We start from the raw sequence: 17,961 nt of genomic DNA, 5'->3' as shown, positions 1-17,961 counted from the left end.
TGAGATCAGCGCTTGGGCAGCTCGATCACGACCTTCAATCCACCCCACTCGCTGTCGTCCAACGCCAGCATTCCGCCCCAGGTGTCGACGATGTCCCGCACGATGCCCAGGCCCAGGCCGTGTCCATCGGTCTGTTCATCCAACCGCGTGCCGCGGCTGAACACCTGGTCGCGGCGGTCCGCGGGGATGCCCGGGCCGTCGTCCTCCACGGCCAGGCTGAAACCCTCGGCCGTCTCGGTCATGGTCAGGCGGACCTCGGCATCGGCCCATTTGCAGGCGTTGTCCAGCAGGTTGCCCAACAATTCCAGCAGGTCTTCACGGTCCCAGGGCAGGTGCAGGCCTGGCGGGGCGACATAGCTCAGGTGCAGGTGTTCACCGTGGATCATGTTCAGCGTGGCCAGCAACCCCGGCAATTCGGCGTCGCAGTCCAGGTGCGCGCCGGGCAAGGCATCGCCGGACAGGCGGGCGCGGTTGAGTTCGCGGTTCAAGCGCTGGCGGACCTGCTCCAGTTGATCGAGCAACAGTTTGCGCAACTCGGGATAAGGGTCGAGCTTCTCGTTCGACGCCAGGCTTTGCAGCACCGCCAGTGGGGTTTTCAAGGCGTGGCCGAGGTTACCCAAGGCATTGCGCGAACGCTTGAGGCTGTCTTCGGTGTGGGCCAGCAGATGGTTGATCTGCGTCACCAGCGGTTCCAACTCCCGTGGCACCTGTTCGTCGAGTTGCGAACGTTGCCCGCGCTGCAACTGGGCAATTTGCTCCCGGGCGCGGTCCAGCGGACGCAAGGCTCGGCGCACGGTGATGCGTTGCAGCAACAGAATCAGCAACAGCCCCGCCAACCCGAGCCCGAGGCCGATCTGTTGCATCCGGCGGAAGCTGTCACGCACGGGGGTGTAGTCCTGGGCCACGCTGATGGAAATCGCCTGGCCCAGCCGTCGATAATCGGTACGCAGCACCAGCAGCTTCTGGCCCTCGGGCCCCAGTTGCAGGTTGCTGTGCAGGCCGGGGTGGTCGAGCCGAGGCAACTCCTGGTCCCACAGGGAGCGGGAACGCCAGTGCGCATCGGCAAAATCGATGCGGAAATAATGCCCGGAAAACGGCCGCTGATAGGCCGGCGACAGGCGGCGCTCATCCAATTGCAAGCCCTGCGGGCCGCGCACCAGGGCCACCAGCAGGTTCTCGCTGTCGTTACGCAGCCCCGCTTCCAGGTAACGCTGCAGGCCCAGCTCGAACAACCACAGGCTGGTTTGCGCCAGGACCAGGCCGACCACCACCATCACACCGATCAGGCCCAGGCTCAGGCGCCGCTGGATGGATCTCACTGCGCCTGCCCGCCGAACAGGTAACCCTGGCCGCGGCGGGTTTCGATCACGCTGCGTCCCAGCTTGCGCCGCAGGTGATTGACGTGGACTTCCAGCACGTTGGAATCGCGCTCGGTCTCACCGTCGTACAGGTGTTCGGCGAGATGGCTTTTGGAGAGGATCTGCTCGGGATGCAGCATGAAATAACGCAACAGGCGAAATTCGGCCGCCGTGAGCTGGATGTCGGTGCCGTCGCGGACCACGCATTGGCGGCTCTCGTCCAGGTGCAATCCGGCAGCCTTGAGCGTCGGCTGGTTGACTTGGCCATGGGAGCGGCGCAGCAGCGCCTGGATCCGCAGGTGCAGCTCCTCAGGATGAAAGGGTTTGGTCAGGTAGTCGTCGGCCCCGGCCTTGAGGCCCTCGATACGTTCGGCCCAGGACCCGCGGGCGGTGAGGATCAGCACCGGCGTGGCCAGCCCGCCAGCGCGCCATTGGGCCAACACGTCGAGCCCCGGCACGCCCGGCAGGCCGAGGTCGAGGATGATCAGGTCATAGGGCTCGCTGCTGCCCTGGTACACCGCATCGCGACCATCGGCCAGCCAGTCGACGGCGTAACCCTGGCGTGCAAGCCCGGCCATCAGTTCATCGGCCAGGGGCACGTGATCTTCCACCAGAAGCAGGCGCATCAGTCTTCCTTATCTTTGAGTAAGCGGCCGGTCGTGGCCTCCAGGTCCAGTTCGCGCACGACGCCGTCGGTGTCCAGCAGCTCGACCTCATAAATATAGACGCCGTGTTTCTCCTCCAACTCGGCTTCCAGCAGTTTGGCGCCGGGGTGCAGGTCCAGCGCCTGTTGCAGCAGGTGCTCGAGCGGCAGGATCACGCCCTGCTGACGCAGTTGCAGGGCCTCGTCCTGATCCAGGTCCCGGGCCATGGCCAGCGAACAAAACGCCAGCAGCGCCAGCGCCCATCGACCATGGGCGCGTAGATTAAGCTTCATTACGTATCCTGATGATTCTTGAGTACCTCGCCGTTGACGGCATCCAATTCCAGGTCCCACTCGACGCCCTTGGCATCGCGCAAATCCACCTTGTAGAGGTACTTGCCGTACTCTTCCTCCAGCTCGGTGTCGGTTACGGTGGAACCGGGATGTTTGGCCAGGGCCTTGGCGTTGAGTTTTTCAAAGGACAGGATGGTACCAGCGTCTTGCAGTTTGCGGGCTTCGTCCGCGTCCAGGTCTCGTGCCTGAGCCAGGCTTGTACCTAGGGCCATAAGGGTCGCGATGAAAAAGGCAGTCAGGCGGTTCATGGGTTGTCTCCTTTTTATAATCTTTCACGGGGGCGACTGTATCGGGGTGAACTTAACTGAAACTGAATCGCCATCATGGAACCCACATCAATAATGTGGGAGCGAGCTTGCTCGCGATGACAGTGGGTCAGCGTGTAACGATGCAGGATGTGCCGCCGCTATCGCGAGCAAGCTCGCTCCCACAGGGTCTTGTGTCGTTATAATCATCCGCTTGTACGCATTCGAGACCGGTATGACCGCCATCCACATCAAGTTTCCCGCCCTCACCCTCAAGGCCGGCCCCCGTGCGTTCGGACGGATTCGCCAGGCCGGCTTGAACGCCGCCGACGTCGGTATCCTGCCCGGCGCCGCCGGTGGCCCCAAGGCCCTGGGCATCCAAGGGCTGGACCTGGCGCTGTTCGGCGAATGGCTGCCCGCCGCGCCCCGGGAACGCTCGCTGATCGGGGCCTCGGTGGGAGCCTGGCGCTTCGCCAGCGCCTGCCTGCCGGACGCCGCCGAGGGGATCCGGCGCCTGGGCACCTTGTACAACGAACAAAGCTTCGCCAAAGGCGTGACCATGGCCGGTGTCAGCCAGAGCTCGCAGCGCATGCTCGATGACTTGCTCGACGGCCGTGACACCTCGATCCTCGACAACCCGCGGTACCGGCTCAACATCATGGTGGTCAAGAGCCACGGCCTGCTCGCCCAGGATCATCGCGGCCGGCTGGGCCTGGGGCTGTCGTCGGTGATCGCCGACAACCTGCGGGGCCGTGCCCGGCTGTCGCGGCATTTCGAGCGGTTGATCATCCATGACCCGCGCCTGGCCCCGCCCCTGCATCCGTTGAATGACTTTCCGTCGCGTTTCGTGCCGTTGGCCGCCGGCAACCTGCGCCAGGCCCTGCTGGCGTCTGGCTCGATCCCGATGGTGATGGAAGGCGTGCGCGACCTGCCGGGCGCCGGTGCCGGCACCTACCGCGACGGCGGTCTGCTGGACTATCACCTCGACCTGCCCTACAGCGGCGAGGACATCGTGCTCTACCCGCATTTCACCGACCGGGTCATTCCCGGCTGGTTCGACAAGGGCCTGCCGTGGCGTCGGGGCAACGTCGACCGTCTGCAGGACGTGCTGTTGCTGGCACCGTCCCGGGAATACCTGGCGCGCCTGCCCTACGGCAAACTGCCAGACCGCAACGACTTCAAGCGCTTCATGGGCGATGACCCGAGCCGCCGCAAATATTGGCGCACGGCGATGGACGAGAGCCGCCGGCTCGGTGACGAGTTCCTCGAGCTGACGGCCAACGGCGGTTTGGGCGAGCGTTTGCTGACCCTTTAGTCAGCACGGTTGCGCAACGCCGTTATCAAACTGATAAACTCCGCCGCCTGCCTCGCGACCGCTACCTTAAAGAGCCCGAACCTGTGGAAATCTTCAAAGAGTTTACCTTCGAATCCGCCCACCGCCTGCCCCACGTGCCGGAAGGCCACAAGTGCGGCCGCCTTCATGGCCACTCGTTCAAGGTGGCGATCCACCTGAGCGGCGATATCGACCCGCACACCGGCTGGATTCGCGACTTCTCGGAGATCAAGGCGATCTTCAAGCCCCTCTACGAGCGTCTGGACCACAACTACCTCAACGACATCCCTGGCCTGGAAAACCCCACCAGCGAAGTGTTGGCCAAGTGGATCTGGAACGAGTTGAAGCCGTTGCTGCCGGAGCTCAGTGCCATCCGCATCCACGAGACCTGCACCAGCGGTTGCATCTACCACGGCGAATAAAACCTGTGGGAGCGAGCTTGCTCGCGATGACGGCGGCACATTCAACACCTAGGTGACAGACAGACCGCAATCGCGAGCAAGCTCGCTCCCACAGGCTTGGCTGCCATCACTGTGTTTTCCTGTCCCGTCAGCATTGGCCTATGCTTGCTCCCCTGAGCCATTTTCAGGGGAGTATCGAGCATGACCCACTGGCCGCTGGATCAAATCTACGACTTCAACGGACACCCCATCCGCTACGCCATCCACGGCGATGGCCCGCCGTTGGTGTTTGTCCACGGCACGCCCTTCTCTTCCTACGTGTGGCACCGGATCGCCCCGTTGTTCTTCGCCACCCACCGGGTGCATTACTTCGACCTGCTGGGGTATGGCCAATCCGCGCAACCCGATGCCGACGTCTCTCTCGGCGTGCAAAACCTGTTGCTCGCACAATTGCTGGAGCATTGGCGCCTGGATTGCCCGGACGTGGTGGCCCATGACTTTGGCGGCGCCACCGCCCTGCGCACGCACCTGCTCAACGGCAAGGATTATCGCAGCCTGACCCTGATCGACCCCGTGGCGCTGTCGCCCTGGGGTTCGCCCTTTGTACAGCATGTCCGCCAGCATGAAGCGGCCTTCAGCGGCCTGCCCGACTACATTCAGCGGGCCATCGTGCCGACCTATGTCCGCGGCGCGATCAAACGGGACATCCCGGACGTGGAACTGGCGCCCTACGTGCAGCCGTGGCTGGGCGAACCGGGCCAGGCGGCGTTCTACCGGCAGATCGCGCAGATGGACGAACGCTACACCCGTGAAGCCGAGGGCCTGTATCCGAACGTGCGCTGCCCGACCCAGATCCTGTGGGGCGAGGATGATCAGTGGATCCCCATCGAACGCGGCCGGGCCCTGCAACGGCTGATCCCGGGGGCACAATTGCACCCCGTTCCAAACGCCGGGCACCTGGTTCAGGAGGACGCGCCGGAGGCCATTGTCGCGGCGGTGTTGCGGTTTCTGCCATTGTCCTCCCCGACCTGAAAAACACTGCATTCCCCTGTGGGAGCGAGCTTGCTCGCGATGGCGACATGACAGTCACCTTGATGCTATCTGACACACCGCTATCGCGAGCAAGCTCGCTCCCACAGGGGCTCGTCGCTAATGAGATCTGTGTTCCAACTTGAATCACTCGCGCACCGCTTTTGATCCCTGCGCCCACCCAATCCCCAGGATTGTCTATAAATAATCTCGCGATCACCCGCTTGGCACGGCCGCTGCACGCTTGCGACATCCCTCACCCGCAAGGACCGCCACATGACTCAGAACGATCCAGGCAATGACTATCCCCTGAGCGAAGTCCCGCTGCACGCTCGCAAGGGCCTGGCCTCCACGGCCATGGTGCTGCTGGGTTTCACCTTTTTCACCGCCACGATGTTTGCCGGTGGCAAGCTGGGGGTGGCGTTCGGTTTTGCCGAGATGCTCACCGTGATTGTGATTGGCAACCTGCTGCTGGGCCTCTATGCCGCCGGCCTGGGTTACATCGCTTTCAAGAGCGGGCTCAATTCGGTGTTGATGGGGCGTTTCTGTTTCGGCGAGGTGGGCAGCAAGCTCAGTGACTTGATCCTCGGGTTCACCCAGATCGGCTGGTACGCCTGGGGCACGGCGACCGCCGCCGTGGTGCTGGGCAAGTATTTCGAATTGAGCGAGAGCACCGTGCTCGGGTTGATGGTGCTGTTCGGCCTGGGGTTCTGCGCCACCGCCTACGTCGGTTATCGCGGGCTGGAAATCCTTTCGTACATCGCCGTACCAGCCATGATGTTGCTGCTGATGCTGTCGATGTGGGTGGCGACGGTGAAGGTCGGCGGCTTCGAAGGCTTGCTGGCGGTGGTGCCTACGAGCAGCCTCGATTGGTCCACCGCCATCACGCTGGTGTTCGGCACCTTCGTCAGCGGCGCGACCCAGGCCACCAATTGGACGCGGTTCTCCCGCTCGGCGAAGGTCGCGGTGCTGGCGAGCCTGATCGGCTTCTTCCTGGGCAACGGCCTGATGGTGCTGATCGGTGCCTACGGGGCCATCGTCTATCAGCAACCGGACGTAGTCGAAGTGTTGCTGCTGCAGGGCTTCGCCATGGCGGCGATGGCGATGCTGTTGCTCAACATCTGGAGCACCCAGGACAACACCATCTACAACTTCGCCGTGGCCGGTTGCAACCTGCTGCGCACCCGCCGGCGCAAGACCGTGACCCTCTGCGGCGCGGTGATCGGCACACTGCTGGCCCTGTTGGGTATGTACGATCTGCTGGTGCCATACCTGATTCTGCTGGGCACCGTCATCCCACCGATTGGCGGGGTGATCATGGCCGATTTCTTCTTCCGCTGGCGCGGCCGTTATCCACGCCTGGCCGAAGCCCGGTTGCCGGCGTTCAACTGGCCTGGGCTGTTCGCCTATGGGCTCGGCACGGTCGCCGCGTTCAATTCGCCGTGGGTCGCGCCACTGGTAGGAATCGCCACCGGCGCGCTAACGTATGTGCTATTGATCGGCGTAATGGGTATTCGCACCGCTGACGCACCTCTACAAGACCTATAAAGGATTTGCCCGATGCACATCATCAACGCCCGCCTGCGCAACCGCGAAGGCTTGCATGAACTGCACCTGGAAAACGGCCTGATCGCCAACATCGCCCGTCAGACCGAAGCCCCCAGCCTGGGCCCGGAAGACCTCGATGCCGGCGGCAACCTGGTGGTCCCACCCTTCGTCGAACCACACATCCACCTGGACGCCACCCTCACCGCCGGCGAACCGCGCTGGAACATGAGCGGCACGCTGTTCGAAGGCATCGAGTGCTGGGGCGAACGCAAGGCCACCATCACCCAGGAAGACACCAGCACCCGCGCCAAGAAAACCATCCAGACCCTCGCCGCCCATGGCATCCAGCATGTGCGCACCCACGTCGACGTGACCGACCCCGAACTCACGGCCCTCAAGGCCATGCTGGAAGTGCGCGAGCAAAGCCGTCACCTGATCGACATGCAGATCGTCGCGTTTCCCCAGGAAGGCATCGAGTCCTACCGCAATGGCCGCGAACTGATGGAAGAGGCGATCCGCATGGGCGCCGACGTGGTGGGCGGCATTCCCCACTTCGAGTACACCCGCGACCAGGGCGTCAGCTCGGTGAAATTCCTCATGGACCTGGCCGAACGCACCGGCTGCCTGGTGGATGTGCATTGCGACGAAACCGACGACCCGCATTCGCGCTTTCTCGAAGTGCTCGCCGAAGAAGCCCGCAGCCGTGACATGGGCGCCCGCGTCACCGCCAGCCACACCACGGCCATGGGTTCCTACGACAACGCCTACTGCGCCAAGCTGTTCCGCCTGCTCGGGCACTCGGGCATCAGTTTTGTCTCTTGCCCCACCGAAAGCATTCACCTGCAGGGGCGTTTCGACACCTTTCCCAAACGCCGTGGGGTCACTCGGGTCAATGAGCTGCTCGAAGCCGGGATGAACGTGTGCTTCGGCCAGGACTCCATCGTCGACCCGTGGTATCCCCTGGGCAACGGCAACATCCTGCGTGTGCTCGAAGCCGGGCTGCATATCTGCCACATGCTCGGCTACCGCAACCTGCAAAGCGCCCTGGACCTGGTCACCGACAACAGCGCCAAGGCCATGGCCCTGGGCGAGCGCTACGGGCTGGAACCCGGCCGCCCGGCGAACCTGCTGATCCTGTCGGCGGACAGCGACTACGAAGTGATCCGCAGCCAGGGCTTGCCGCTCTACTCGATTCGCAATGGCGAAGTGCTGATGAAGCGGCAGATGCCGGTGGTGGAGTTTGCGCAGCAGACAGGCTGACTCTCCTGTGGGCGAACTTGCTCGCGACGGCGGTGGGTCAGTTGCATTGATGTTGGATGTAATGCCGCCATCGCGAGCAAGCTCGCTCCCACAAGGGATCTTCAGTGGACATAAATGTTGAGTCCGGCACAGGGCCCCTGTGGGAGCGAGCTTGCTCGCGATAGCGGTATGAACCGCACCGCAAAATCTCCAGAACGCCCTACGGCACAAGCCGCGCCGCACCGAACAACCTGACCCGCACCAACTCGCCCGCCGCTTCTTCCAGCAAAATCGGCGCCGTGCCGCCGGGCATCACCACCCTCACCACGCCCGCCTTCACCCAGCCCACCCGCCACGCAGCACTGGCCACGGCACTGGCACTGGTACCCGAAGACGCGGTAGGGCCTTCGCCGCGCTCAAACACCCGCGCCGCGATTCGCCCTTCGGCTGCCAGGCGGGCCCATTGCAGATTCACCCCGGCGGGGCACGGCAGCCCGGCGCCACCCGGGGCGGCATAGGCGATGCGAACCAGGCTTTGCGACAGCGCCGCAGCGCGCATCTGCGAATTGCTCGGCAACGCCTCGGCACCGTCCACCAGCGTCACGCAATGGGGGTTGCCAATGTTCACGAATTGGCTGTTGCCCCAGGCCGGGTTCAACCGTTCAAGCGCCGCCACACGGCTGACATCGCACTGGTTGAACATCACACGCTCGACGTCCTGGGCACCGACGGCCCCGGGCCCGAACAGCGGTTTGCCCAGGTCCAGCCAGAAGCCTTGGGTGCCTTCGAATTCAGCAGCGCGAACCGAGGTTTGCAGCGGTGACAAACCGTCGGATTTATCGTGATGAACCTGCAGCAAGCAATCACCCGTCCCCGCCATCAAGCCCTGCTCTTGCAAGGCCTGGGAGAAAATCGTCAGGCCATTGCCGCTGCGCTCGGCCAGTGTCCCGTCGGTATTGACGATCAATAGATCAAAGGGCGGTTCACTCTGGAACGGGCCAATCAGCAACCCATCACTGCGATGAGCCTTGGCATCCGGCGGCGCCTCACCCGGCGCCCTGGCGCAGAACGCGTGCACGGCCGCCGCTGCCCAGGACTCGCGGGTCTGCGCGGCCTGGACGGCCGACGGAGGCAGATCGATGCCATGGTCACGGGCCTGCTGCGGTGAAACGACTCCATAGATATTGCCGCGTGCGTCGTAGAACGGTGCCATGCATCGGGTCCGGAGAAAGCCAGAAGGGGCCGGTAGTTTAGGCGAAGCCTGCTTCATACAGCCAAATCTTTGCGCCGCAACCTGTCAGGTTCGACAGGTGCGCAGCTATCTGGTGAACCAGTACTTTAGGCACGCAAGCTCCCAGCACAAGGACGCCCCCATGAAGAGTAAACATCCCTCCAGTCCCATGGCCGAGCTCTACAGCGAAGGCCGAAAACATTTCATCGAGCTGGTGCCGGACGGTGGCGCACGACTCGACGCGCTGTTCCATACCGCACCGGCGCTCGGCGAGTTGGCGGTCGGCGTCGTCTACGGTCATTTGCAGAGTCGCCCCGGCCTTGACTCGCGCTTGCGCGAAGCCGCGACGCTGGCAGCCATCGTCGCGGCCAGCACGGTGGGGCCGCCCTTGAGCGTACATTTCAGGACCGGCGCGGCGTCCGGCCTGGCGCCAGGAGAAATCGTCGAGCTGGTCGTGCAAGCTTCGGCGTTCACCGGTTTCCCTAGAGCTGTCTCCGCGGCCGATCAACTCAATCGGCTGTTCGAAGAAGCGGGCCTTGTCTCACCCCCACCACCAACGCCACGAGAAGTGACGCTGGCGTTTTGCGAAAGCGTGCGCAAGGGCCGCCCGCCCATCCCGGTCTCCCCCGAAATCAAGCGATTGTTGCGCCAGGCCCGACGCTTCTCGGCCCAGGCAACGTCAGCCCGAAACGTGATCGTTGAGTGCTTCGATGAGCAACAGGTATTCCCCATCGCTCTTATTTATTTTGATGTGGAGGCAGACCGGGTGGTGAGCATCAGGCTGTACAAGGCCCAGTGACCCACGGTGTCCAAGGAGGGTGCTTCAGGGCTTCGGCACCTTGGGGTCGCGGTGCGGTCAGTGAATATGCAAGCATAGCCCCCCTGCCTGCACCACCGCACTGCACCGCCCGAAAACCAAGGACGTTTCATGACTGCCATCACGCCCCCGCCCACCTTTGTCCCCGGACGCCTGGAACAGATGTCCACCCGCATCGCCTACCTCATCGCCGGCATCGGCATCGCCGCCTGGGCGCCGCTGGTGCCTTATGCCAAGGTGCGGGCGAACCTGGATGAAGGCACCCTCGGCTTGCTGTTGTTATGCCTGGGGGTCGGGTCGATCCTGGCGATGCCGATTTCCGGCGCGTTGGCGTCCCGGTTCGGTTGCCGTCGGGTGCTCAGCGGCGGCACGCTTCTGATCTGCCTGGCGTTGCCGTTGCTGGCGACAATGACTTCCCTGCCCTGGTTGGTGGCGGCGTTGTTCCTGTTTGGCGCCGGGCTTGGCACCGTAGACTCGACCGTGAACCTGCAAGCGGTGATCGTCGAGCGGGCCAGTGGCAAGACCATGATGTCGGGTTTCCACGGCATGTTCAGCCTCGGCGGGATCATTGGCGCGGCCGGCGTGAGCGCCCTGCTCGGCCTGGGGCTTTCGCCGCTGGGGGCGACGCTGGTGGTCAATGGCGTGCTGCTGGTGGCGTTGTTCAAGGCGGCGCCGCACCTGTTGCCCTACGGCAGTGAAAGCTCGGGACCGGCGTTCGCCATTCCCCATGGTGTGGTGCTGTTTATTGGCATCCTCTGTTTCATCGTGTTCTTGGCCGAAGGCGCGGTGCTGGACTGGAGCGCCGTGTTCCTGACCACCGAGCGCGCCGTGGATACCGCCTATGCCGGGCTGGGTTATGCCGCCTTCGCGCTGACCATGACCGTCGGCCGCCTGACCGGCGACTCGGTGGTGCATCGCCTGGGGGCCAAACGCGTGATCATCTATGGAGGGTCGATCGCCGCCGCGGGGTTCCTGCTGGCGACCCTCGCACCGATGTGGCAAGCGGCGCTGCTGGGGTATGCGTTGGTGGGTGCCGGGTGTTCGAACATCGTGCCGGTGTTGTACACCGCCGTCGGCAAACAGACCCTGATGCCGGAAGCGATCGCCGTACCGGCCATCACCACCATCGGCTATGCCGGCATCCTCGCCGGTCCGGCGCTGATCGGCTTCGTCGCCCATGGCAGCAGCCTGAGCTTTGCGTTTGGGTTGATTGCGTTTTCGCTGGTGGCGGTTGCGGCCAGTGGCAAAGTGTTGAAGGTCTGAATTCTCTACAGACCTTGTGGGAGCAAGGCTTGCCCGCGATGAAGATGACGCGGTCCTTTTGAGACCGAGGTGCCTGCATCGCGAGCAAGCTTTGCTCCCACAGCGTAAAGCTCACTCAATCCTTGGCCCGATCAGAACCCCACACTCGCCTGCACAAAGAACGTACGCGGTGCGCCGACGTAAATGCCCGAGTTGTTGTCGCTGGAACGGGTGTAGTACTGGTGATCGAACAGGTTTTTCACCCCGGCGCCGACTTTCAGGTTCGACAGCTGTGCACCGAAAGCATAGCCGGCGCGCACGTTCCAGAGCACGTAGCCCGGCATGTCGCCGTACTGCCCATCGGCGGTGCCATCGGTGATGTAGTCGCCGCTGAAGCTGCCATCGGCGTTCACGTTGTTGCCCGGTGAGCGCTGCTTGGACTGGGCAAAGGCGTCGAGGTTGTAGGTCCAGCGATTGACCTCGTAACGCAGGCCCAGGTTGGCCACCTGGCGGGAATAGAACGGCAGGTCGCGGCCCTTGAAGCTCGGGATCTCGCCTTCGTAAGTCGCGCGGGTGTAGGTGAAACCGGCGTTGGCGGTGAGGCCTTCGAGGCGTGGGTCGAGCGCAGCCATGTCGTAGTGCACCGAAGCCTCCAGCCCCTGGTGCTTGGTCGCGCCCATGTTGGTCCAACCCACGTCGTTGCTGATGTATTGCAGTTCGTCGTCGAAGTCGATGTAGAACAGCGTCACTTCCCCGCCCCACACGTCATCGTTGTAACGCGTGCCGATCTCGTAGGTCTTGGCTTTCTCCGGGCTCAGGCCATTGGCGGTGTTGTTGCCGTCGCCGCCCTGGCCGAGCTGGAAGTATTGCAGGCTGCCGAACGAGGTCTCGTAGTTGGCGAACAGCTTCCAGGCATCGGACAGGTGATACATCACACTCAGGGCCGGCAGCGGTTCGTTGCTGTCGATGCTGCGACGTTTCTCCTGCACGGGGCGGCCGGCGGTGTCGAGTACCGGGCGGTCGTGCCATTCGGTGCTGATGCTTTCGAAGCGGATGCCCGGGGTGATGGTCCACTGGCCGACATCGATCTTGTCATCGATATACACCGCGTGGGCTTCAGTGCCGCCGGTACGGTCCTGGTAGACGTGGCCATCGGCCCCCGGACGCACCACCGGTTCGTTATTACGCAACGCCAGGCGGCTGGCCTCTTCGTGCATGCCTTCCTTGAGGTAACGATAACCGACACTGGCTTCCTGGGTGGTGGGGCCCAGGTCGAACACGTGGGACACCCGGGGTTCGATGCCGAAGGTGTAATAGGTGCGCGGGTAGGACACCAGGTTGCGCTGGTCCCGGGAGGCGATGGTGCTGCCCCGGTAGCTGTCGGAGTAATAGGTCAGCACTTCGGCCCGGGTGCGCTCATTGATCTCGCGGATCCACTTGAACGACACATCCTTGCGCCGGCCACTGAAGTTGTCCCAGTCGCGGTCGGACTGGTACGGGTCCGCGTCGTACTGGGCCTGGGTCAGGCCGCCGGGCATGTCGGCCTTGGCGTCGTAGTAGTGGAAATTCAGCGAGAAGTCGTCGACATCGGTCGGCGCCCAATGGGTCTTGAGAATCACGTCGTCGATGTCGTTGCCGTTGTTGCTCTGGCGATACCCGTTACCGTTGACGCCCGAATACAACAGTGCCACGCCCAGGCCGTTGTCAGCGGTGCCGCCAAGGAAGGCCGTGTCGATGTGCTTCCAGCCGCCGCGCTGGGAGGTTTCCAGGGTGGTGCCGATTTCACCGGTGGCTTTCTGCGGAATGGCACGGGTCACGAAATTGATCACCCCACCAACGTTCTGCGGCCCGTAGCGCACCGAGCCTGCGCCACGCACCACGTCGATGCTGTCCAGGTTGCCCAGGGCAATCGGCGCCATGGACAGTTGCGGCTGGCCATAGGGCGCGAACGCTGCCGGTACGCCGTCGATCAACACCGTGGAGCGCGGCGACAAGCGCGAGGTCAGGCCACGTACGCCGACGTTCAGGGAAATATCGCTGCCGCCGGTGCCGTTGGCGTCTTGCACCTGCACCCCCGGCACCCGCCGCAGCACGTCGCCGAGGTTCATGGCGCCCTGCTCCAACATCGCTTGGCGGCGGATCACCGTACGCGCACCGGGGTGGTTCTGCACCACTTCGGCGTTGGCATCGCCGAGCCAGTCACCGACCACCTGGATTTCAGTCGCCCCCAGCTCCAGCGGGCCGGCGTTGGACGCCGAAGGTGCTGGCGACACGGTCACCGAACCCTTATCGATCTGGTACTGCAGGCCGCTGCCCTGCAGCAATTGGCGCAAGGCCGCTTCCGGGGACAAGTTGCCGTCCACCGCCGGCGCTTGTTTGCCGGCCACCGATTCGGCGCTGAAGAACACCTGCAACGCGGTCTGCTGGGCGAGCTGGGTCAAGGCTTGCCCCAACGGTTGCGCCTGGATGTGAATAGCGGTGGCGGCCTGATCGGCGAACGCCTGGGGCACAGCGGCGCTGACCGCCAGGGTCAGGGCCAGGGGCAGCCAGCGCACGTGGGTACGGTTGTTGTTTTTGGCGGTTGTTTTCACGTCGAACCTTGTCCTGTTGATCGCAAGAATACGCGTCTGTTAATGCAAACCAGTTGCAGTTGGACAAGAAGACGAAGAACTCGGAAAAAACCTGAATCTATCGTGCGATTATTTCCTGGCTGCCGTCATCCAGGTTACGCACGGCCACCGGCAGGATGTTCGGCAGCGCCTTGAGCAGCGCCTCGGGGTCGTCGGCGCGAAACACGCTGGTCAGGCGCAGGTTGCCCACCGCCGCGCTACCGACCCGCAGGGGCTGGGTGCGATAACGAGAGACTTCTTCAGCCACCTCCTTGAGCGGCGCGTCGTTGAACACCAGCTTGCCATGGCGCCAGGCGGTGAGCGCCTCGATGTTGACCGCGTAAGGCGTGGCGACTTTGCCCTGGGCATCGATCTGGGTGCCGAGGCCCGCTGTCAGGCTGACCGACTGAGCCGGGGGCGCGGCGCGGCCCTGGACCTTGACGCTGCCCTGCGCCACCGCCACCCGGGTCTTGTCGGCATCGCGGCGCACATCGAAGCGCGTCCCGGTCACCGTCACCTGGCCGTTGCCCGCATCGACGGTGAATGGCCGGCCAGCATCGTGTTCGACGCTGAACAGGGCCTCGCCCTCGACCAGTTCCACCCGGCGCTGACGGTGTGCGAATTGAATACGCACCCGGCTGCGGCTGTTGAGGTCGATCACCGAACCGTCCGGCAAGGCGATATGCCGACGCTCGCCAAGGGCGGTGGCATATTCGCCGCTGTAGTCGGTGGAAGAACTCAAACCGCTGAACAGCCCCAACCCCAGCGCCACCGCGAACAGTCCGGCGGCGACGGCGTAGCGCAGCAGCGGCCGACGCTTGGGCCGTTCGGCGGGAGGTTCGCACAGCGCTCGCAGGCGTTCCTTGGGCAGCAGGTCCGTGGCGCTCCAGATCCCCTGGAGCAATTGAATTTCGTCACGGTGGTTGGCATGTTCGTCCAGCCAGGCTTCGAAACGCTGGCGCTCCTCGACACTCATGGCGGGCGCTTGCAAACGCACGAACCATTGCGCCGCCGCGTCGCGAACCCTGTCCTGCCCGCACGGGCATTCACGGCTATCCATCATGGAAGGTCCTGTGGCTCAGGTGGAAGAGGACGACGGATCATTGGCCTGGTCCGTCCAGGCGATCGCGCAGATGCCGCAGGGTGCGGATCATATACTTTTCCACCATGTTTTTTGACAGGCCCAGGCGCTCGGCGATTTCCGCCTGGGTCAGGCCTTCGATCTTCTGCCAGACGAACACCGTGCGGCAGTTGGCCGGCAGCTCGGCAAGCGCCCGCTCGATGGAGTCCGCCAGTTGGATCGCGTGCATGAAGTGCTCCGGGTCGCCCGAAAACGACTGACCAGGGTCGATGACAGCCTCTTCCATGGCCCCCCGTCGATCTTCGCGCCGATAGCCATCCACTGCAATGTTGCGCGCGGTCTGATGCAAATAGGCCCGTGGCTGCTCGACTCCGCTCGAATCGGACTCAAGCACCCGCACGAAGGTGTCATGGGCCAGGTCCTCGGCCTGCTGGCGATTGCGCAGGCGACGGGTCCAGGTGCCGATCAACTCTTCGTAATGCTCGAAAAAGCCGGGTCTGCGGGGCAGCTTGGGGGTCATCGCGGCGCGCTGTGGAAACGGGGCGTGAATAGTAATGGTTACTATTCATGTGAAGCAAACCTATTACGGCGCCTGTCGTCCGAAGCTTTAAAACTGAGGCATAAACCTTTGTGGGAGCGAGCTTGCTCGCGATGGCGGTGTGTCAGTCAAGGGTGCATTGACTATCAGACCGCTATCGCGAGCAAGCTCGCTCCCACAGGTTTTTTTCTTCTTCGCCCGACTACGCCTCAGGCATCTTGCGAAAGCCCACCGCCAAGCGGTTCCAGCCATTGATGGCGTTGATCGCCACGGTCAGGTCGACCATTTCCTTGGGGCTGAAATGCTCGCTCAGCAGGGCATAGTCGGCGTCCGGCGCGTGGGTGTCGCTCAGGCGGGTCAGGGCTTCGGTCCAGGCCAGTGCGGCGCGTTCGCGGCCGGTGAAGAACGGCGCTTCGCGCCAGGCGGTCACGGCGTACAGGCGACGTTCGGTCTCGCCGCCCTTGCGGGCATCGGCGGTGTGCATGTCGATGCAGAAAGCGCAGCCGTTGATCTGCGAGGAGCGCAACTTGACCAGCTCCAGCAGGGACTTCTCCAGGCCCAGGTTCGAAGCGGCGTTTTCCAGGGCCAGCATGGCTTTGAAAGCGTCAGGGGACGCGGTGTAGAAATCGATACGCGGTTGCATGGTGAACTCCAGAACAATGAGGTGTAGCGCTACGTTAGCCGTGCAGTGGCGCGGTACAAATAGCCAATTGTTGGGAAGTTCGGGTGGCCAATGGGGAACGCGTCGGGGTTTACCTGAAGGAGGGCTGGAGGCGCTTGTGGCGAGGGCGCCACAAGGGACATGGGGACTTCAAGATAGGCTTCAGGCCCGGCTGCGCAGCCACTGCAGGAAGCGCTTCTTGGCGACGGGCTTGGGCAGGTCGCGGGTGAGGTTCTGGGCCAGGTGCATGCGCACGTCCAGCAGGTTTTTCATCGCATCGTTGATGTCGCGACGGGCCTCGAGGCACGGCTTGAGGTAGCTGTTTTCGATGCGGTACAGGGTGCAGAACGTTTTGGCGGAAAAAGTCGCCAGGGCCGCCTGATCCGCGACGATCCCGGCTTCGCCGATCACTTCCCCCGGCCCCATGCGTCCGCCCTCGAGTGGCTGGCCGTTGCGCATCAGGGTGACACTGACCACCCCTGACTCGATGATGAACAGATGATCGCTGACCTCCCCCGCCGCCAGGATCACATCGCCGGCGCGGAAAGTTTGCAGGGTCATGTTCTGGCTGAAGGTGTCTTTCTCATCCTGGCGCAGGGTGGAGAAAATGCTCGAGCTTTCCAGCAATGCCCGGGGCCGCGACACCGCCTGGGGCGTGGCGCTTTCACTGGTGGACAGCAGGCTCACGCCCGACGCCTGCAAATGCCGGAACGCCAGGTCGAACAACTGGTTGCGCACCGTGCGTTTCAGGGCCATGGAGGCGACGAACCCGCTGACTTCATACTCCGCCCCGCCACTGCCGCTGCTCTTGAGCGCGACGCTGGGTGCCGGGGTGGCGAGCAGGGAACGACAGCCGATCATGGCCCGCTCCAACGCATCGATCACGGTTTGTGGCCGCGCATGCGGGCTGACCTGGATGCTGATGGACAGGCCATGGACATCGCTGGGGCGACTGAAGTTGATGACCTTGGCCTTGGCCGCCAACGAGTTGGGAATCACCGCCATGCTGCCCTGGGCGGTCTGCAAGCGCGTGGCCCGCCAATCGATGTCGGTGACCCGGCCTTCAGTGCCGTCGATGGAAATCCAATCATCGAGCTGATAGGGCTTGGTGGTGTTGAGCACGATTCCGGAGAACACGTCGCTGAGGGTGCTCTGCAAGGCCAGGCCGACGATGATCGCCATCGCGCCGGACGTGGCCAGCACACCCTTGACCGGTAAATCCAGCACGTAGGCCAGTGCCGCGATGACAGCGATCAGGAAAATCACCGCGCCGAGCAAATCCTGCAACAACCGCCCGGTGTGGCCGACCCGTTGCATCATCGCCGCCACGATCAGCACCGTGAGGGTTCGCGCGGCGAACAGCCACCAAGTGATCTGCAAACCAGTAGCGGCCAAGTGTCGCGGCACATCCTCGACCCACTGCGCCGGGACCATGGGGTTCAGACCTTCATTGAACAGCAGCACGCTGAACAACGAAAAAATCACCAGCCTTGCGCCGACTTTCCAATAGATCCGATCCGCACTGACCAGATGCCACATCAGTAGGTCGAGCACCAGCAGCGCCAGGGCACAGAGCAGCGGGTGCTCGGAGATCAGAAACAGCATCGGGACAGCTCCAGGAGGGCGATTGGC

17 protein-coding genes are annotated in these 17,961 nt (G+C 63.5%); 7 read left to right on the top strand and 10 right to left on the bottom strand.

Annotation, left to right across the window (positions count from 1 at the left end; genetic code table 11):
* Positions 1 to 5: 5 nt before the first annotated feature.
* The 4 genes from AO356_RS21310 to AO356_RS21295 are packed head-to-tail and all read right to left on the bottom strand — an operon-like array spanning position 6 to position 2,603.
* Entirely contained in the window at positions 6 to 1,319 is a 1,314-nt protein-coding gene (locus tag AO356_RS21310; RefSeq protein ID WP_060741425.1) for a sensor histidine kinase, read from the bottom strand.
* Positions 1,316 to 1,984 (bottom strand): response regulator transcription factor, encoded by a 669-nt coding sequence (locus tag AO356_RS21305; RefSeq protein ID WP_053123507.1) that lies wholly within the window; start codon positions 1,982 to 1,984, stop codon positions 1,316 to 1,318. Before AO356_RS21305 ends, AO356_RS21310 begins: the two co-directional genes overlap by 4 nt.
* A complete protein-coding gene (locus tag AO356_RS21300; protein ID WP_060741424.1) occupies positions 1,984 to 2,295 on the bottom strand; it encodes a PepSY domain-containing protein in 312 nt (103 codons plus the stop codon). The genes AO356_RS21305 and AO356_RS21300 overlap by 1 nt, the downstream gene beginning before the upstream one ends.
* Positions 2,295 to 2,603, bottom strand: a complete 309-nt coding sequence (locus tag AO356_RS21295; protein ID WP_060741423.1) for a PepSY domain-containing protein — start codon at positions 2,601 to 2,603, stop codon at positions 2,295 to 2,297. Before AO356_RS21295 ends, AO356_RS21300 begins: the two co-directional genes overlap by 1 nt.
* A gap of 232 nt (positions 2,604 to 2,835) precedes the next feature.
* Here AO356_RS21295 and AO356_RS21290 point away from each other — a divergent pair, with 232 nt between their 5' ends.
* The 5 genes from AO356_RS21290 (at position 2,836) to codA (ending at position 8,171) form a co-directional block, all read left to right on the top strand.
* Positions 2,836 to 3,915, top strand: coding sequence for a hypothetical protein (locus AO356_RS21290; RefSeq protein WP_060741422.1), 1,080 nt, complete (start codon positions 2,836 to 2,838; stop codon positions 3,913 to 3,915).
* A gap of 83 nt (positions 3,916 to 3,998) precedes the next feature.
* Entirely contained in the window at positions 3,999 to 4,355 is a 357-nt protein-coding gene (gene queD / locus AO356_RS21285; protein WP_025212792.1) for a 6-carboxytetrahydropterin synthase QueD, read from the top strand.
* 180 nt (positions 4,356 to 4,535) lie between these two features.
* A complete protein-coding gene (locus AO356_RS21280) occupies positions 4,536 to 5,366 on the top strand; it encodes an alpha/beta fold hydrolase (protein ID WP_060741421.1) in 831 nt (276 codons plus the stop codon).
* A gap of 273 nt (positions 5,367 to 5,639) precedes the next feature.
* Positions 5,640 to 6,911: a cytosine permease gene (gene codB / locus AO356_RS21275; protein ID WP_060741420.1), complete on the top strand. Its 1,272-nt coding sequence runs from the start codon at positions 5,640 to 5,642 to the stop codon at positions 6,909 to 6,911.
* 12 nt (positions 6,912 to 6,923) lie between these two features.
* Complete coding sequence (gene codA, locus AO356_RS21270) at positions 6,924 to 8,171, top strand: cytosine deaminase (RefSeq protein WP_060741419.1); 1,248 nt, start codon at positions 6,924 to 6,926, stop codon at positions 8,169 to 8,171.
* 199 nt (positions 8,172 to 8,370) lie between these two features.
* Here codA and AO356_RS21265 read toward each other — a convergent pair whose 3' ends face one another.
* Complete coding sequence (locus AO356_RS21265; protein WP_060741418.1) at positions 8,371 to 9,363, bottom strand: diaminopimelate epimerase; 993 nt, start codon at positions 9,361 to 9,363, stop codon at positions 8,371 to 8,373.
* A gap of 160 nt (positions 9,364 to 9,523) precedes the next feature.
* On the opposite strand from AO356_RS21265, the gene AO356_RS21260 reads away from it, so the two are divergent.
* Positions 9,524 to 10,180 (top strand): carboxymuconolactone decarboxylase family protein, encoded by a 657-nt coding sequence (locus tag AO356_RS21260; protein ID WP_060741417.1) that lies wholly within the window; start codon positions 9,524 to 9,526, stop codon positions 10,178 to 10,180.
* A 129-nt stretch (positions 10,181 to 10,309) separates the two neighbouring features.
* Complete coding sequence (locus AO356_RS21255; RefSeq protein WP_060741416.1) at positions 10,310 to 11,461, top strand: MFS transporter; 1,152 nt, start codon at positions 10,310 to 10,312, stop codon at positions 11,459 to 11,461.
* A 131-nt stretch (positions 11,462 to 11,592) separates the two neighbouring features.
* On the opposite strand, the gene AO356_RS21250 is transcribed toward AO356_RS21255, so the two are convergent.
* The 5 genes from AO356_RS21250 to AO356_RS21230 all read right to left on the bottom strand — a co-directional run bounded on the left by AO356_RS21250 (position 11,593) and on the right by AO356_RS21230 (position 17,934).
* Positions 11,593 to 14,031, bottom strand: coding sequence for a TonB-dependent siderophore receptor (locus AO356_RS21250; protein WP_060741415.1), 2,439 nt, complete (start codon positions 14,029 to 14,031; stop codon positions 11,593 to 11,595).
* A gap of 97 nt (positions 14,032 to 14,128) precedes the next feature.
* Positions 14,129 to 15,112, bottom strand: a complete 984-nt coding sequence (locus tag AO356_RS21245) for a FecR family protein (RefSeq protein ID WP_060741414.1) — start codon at positions 15,110 to 15,112, stop codon at positions 14,129 to 14,131.
* A 37-nt stretch (positions 15,113 to 15,149) separates the two neighbouring features.
* Positions 15,150 to 15,650: a sigma-70 family RNA polymerase sigma factor gene (locus AO356_RS21240; protein WP_060741413.1), complete on the bottom strand. Its 501-nt coding sequence runs from the start codon at positions 15,648 to 15,650 to the stop codon at positions 15,150 to 15,152.
* Positions 15,651 to 15,870: 220 nt separating this feature from the next.
* Entirely contained in the window at positions 15,871 to 16,311 is a 441-nt protein-coding gene (locus tag AO356_RS21235; RefSeq protein WP_060741412.1) for a carboxymuconolactone decarboxylase family protein, read from the bottom strand.
* Positions 16,312 to 16,491: 180 nt separating this feature from the next.
* The gene (locus AO356_RS21230; protein WP_060741411.1) at positions 16,492 to 17,934 is read right to left on the bottom strand and encodes a mechanosensitive ion channel family protein; all 1,443 of its coding nucleotides are present in this window, start codon (positions 17,932 to 17,934) and stop codon (positions 16,492 to 16,494) included.
* Positions 17,935 to 17,961: the final 27 nt, after the last annotated feature.

The sequence above is a fragment of the Pseudomonas fluorescens genome (assembly GCF_001307275.1).
GTDB classification, from domain to species: domain Bacteria; phylum Pseudomonadota; class Gammaproteobacteria; order Pseudomonadales; family Pseudomonadaceae; genus Aquipseudomonas; species Aquipseudomonas fluorescens_AA.
The sequence above is the reverse complement of the archived record's forward strand: the minus strand, read 5'-3'. Positions and strand labels throughout refer to the sequence as shown.